Genomic DNA, 2,410 nt, shown 5'->3' with positions numbered 1-2,410 from the left:
GGTTTGCATCTTGTGCCAGCGGGCGTACTGCTCGATCGCGGCCTGGTCGCGGGATTCCAGCAGGTCGATGAGGTGGGCGTGCTCGGTGATGGCGGGTTTGAAGCGTTCGGGCAGGTACGCGAACATCGTGGAGCGGATCCTGTCCAGCCGCAGGTACGTCTGCTCGAGCAGTTCGAGAAGGTAGGCGTTGCCGCACCGGGCGACGATCGTGGCGTGCAACCGGCGGTTCAGCCGGCTGAACTTGACCGGGTCCCCGTGCGTGGCGGCCACCACCTCCATCTCGGCGGCGATCTTCCGCAGCCTGCTCAGGTCCGACAGCCGCAGGTGGGCGGCGGCGTCGGCGGTGGCGGCGCCCTCCAGGATCGCCACGGCGATCATCTCCTGCTCCCAGGTGGTCGCGTCGACCGGCGCCACGATCGCGCCCACGTTCGGCTGGAAGCGCACCCAGCCTTCGGCTTCGAGCCGGCGCAGCGCCTCCCGCACCGGGATGGCGCTGACGCCGAGTTCACGCGCGAGGCCGTCGATGTTCAGCCGGGCCCTGGGAGCGAACGCGCCGGAGTGGATCCGGTCCCGCAGGACCGTGTATGTCCGCTCCTGTTTGTTCACATCATCAGAGCGTAGACCGAGAAAGTTGGGTTATCCCACTACTACGGCGCGGCTTTTTCCGCGACGCACCGGTTGACGCATTCGCCGAGCCCTTCGACCCAGGTACGGAGCACCTGGCCGGGCTTGAGGTAGACCGGGGGCTTGCGGGCGTCGCCGACGCCGCCGGTGGTGCCGGTCAGCAGCAGGTCGCCGGGGCGCAGGGTGATGGCCTGGCTGACGTAGGACACGATGTCGGCCGGCCCGAACAGCAGGTCCGACGTCCTAGCCAATTGCATGACCTCGCCGTCTACCGAGCACCCGATCTCCAGGTCGGCGGCGTTGCCTACCTCGTCCGGCGTGACCAGGTACGGGCCGGCCGGCGTCGAGTGCTGGAACATCTTGCCCGCCAGCCACTGCAGGGTCCGGCGCTGGAAGTCCCGCATGGACACGTCGTTGCAGATCGTGTAGCCGGCGATCGCGCCCGCCGCCTCGGCGGCATCGGCGCGGTACACCGGGCTGCCGATGATCAGCCCGAGTTCGGCCTCCCAGTCGACCCGGTTGCTGACCGAGGGGAGCGCCAGGTCGTCATACGGCCCCATCAGCGTCTCGGCGAACTTGGCGAACAGGGTCGGGTACTCCGGCAGTTCACGGCCGGTTTCCTGGATGTGCGTGCGGTAGTTCAGGCCGACGCAGATCACCTTGGACGGGCTGGGCACGACCGGGGCGAAGTCGGCCTCGGCCACGAGGACCGGAGGGGCGCCGACCCGGGCGGAGACTCCGCCGGGCCCGCCCTCGGCGGCGAGCAGCGCGCCGACGTCCGGCGCGTCGAGCGGGGTCAGGGTGTCGCCGTCGAATCGGGCGGCCGTCGTTCCGTCAGCAGTGCGGATAGTGGCGAATCGCATGGGGTTTACTTTAGCGATCCGGCCCTGTCGCGGAATGACCGGGCCATATACGATCTTGCCGATGGCAGAGCACCCGCTGGCAGGCCAGCGTCCGTCCAAGATCGTCGCCGTGCACACGAGCTACCGCAGCCGGGCGATGGAGCGCGGGGACCTGCCGCCGTGGCCGTCGTACTTCCTCAAGCCGCCGAACACCCTCGCCGCCGACGGCGACCCGGTGCTGCGGCCGCCGTGGTGCGAGCTGCTCGCGTTCGAGGGCGAGGTCGCCCTGATCATCGGCGAACGGGCGACCCGCGTCGCCCCGGCCGCGGCATGGGACCACGTCGGGTGGATCACGGCGGCGAACGACTTCGGCGTGTACGACCTGCGGTACGCCGACCGGGGCTCCAACGTCAGGTCCAAGGGCATCGACGGGTTCACGCCGCTGGGCCCGGCACTGCTGGACGCCCGCGACGTCGACCCGGAGAACATCCGGCTGCGCACCTGGCTCAACGGTGACCTGGTGCAGGACGCCATCACCGGCGACGACCTGCTTTTTTCTTTCGCCGACATCGTGGCGGATATTTCCCGGTTGACTACGCTCGAGCCCGGCGACGTCATCCTCACCGGCACCCCGACGGGCTCCACCGTGGTGCGGCCCGGCGACCTCGTCGAGGTCGAGGTCAGCTACGGCTCCCAGACGACCGGCCGGCTGCGCAGTCCCGTCGAAGAAGCCGGATATACCCTCAGCCCGCCCGGCGCGATGCCTGACGCGGACGACGCGCAGCGGGAGCTGGCGTACGGCGCCCGGGGCGCGCCCGGCCCCACCGACTCCCCCGCCGAGCTGCTGGCAGCCGTGGGCGATGTAAGCACCGCTACGCTCGCCTCTCAGTTGCGCAAGCGCGGCTACCACTCCGTCACCCTGGACGGGCTGCATACCACCCGGC

Annotated in this window: 3 protein-coding genes; 1 reads left to right on the top strand and 2 read right to left on the bottom strand. The window is 70.0% G+C overall.

The genetic code is table 11. The annotated features are described in order from the left end of the window. Together WA805_RS02205 and WA805_RS02200 are read right to left on the bottom strand one after the other, a co-directional pair. Positions 1-606: GntR family transcriptional regulator (locus WA805_RS02205; RefSeq protein WP_425241526.1), on the bottom strand; the 606-nt coding region annotated here is incomplete at its 3' end. Positions 607-647: 41 nt separating this feature from the next. Next, positions 648-1,487: a fumarylacetoacetate hydrolase family protein gene (locus tag WA805_RS02200; RefSeq protein WP_425241525.1), complete on the bottom strand. Its 840-nt coding sequence runs from the start codon at positions 1,485-1,487 to the stop codon at positions 648-650. Between the two features lie 61 nt (positions 1,488-1,548). Here WA805_RS02200 and WA805_RS02195 point away from each other — a divergent pair. Further along, the coding region (locus WA805_RS02195) for a fumarylacetoacetate hydrolase family protein (protein ID WP_425241524.1) at positions 1,549-2,410 on the top strand (862 nt) is incomplete at its 3' end.

The sequence above is a fragment of the Trebonia sp. genome (assembly GCF_049794275.1).
Lineage (GTDB): Bacteria > Actinomycetota > Actinomycetes > Streptosporangiales > Streptosporangiaceae > Trebonia.
This window is presented reverse-complemented; position numbering and strand designations above follow the sequence as displayed.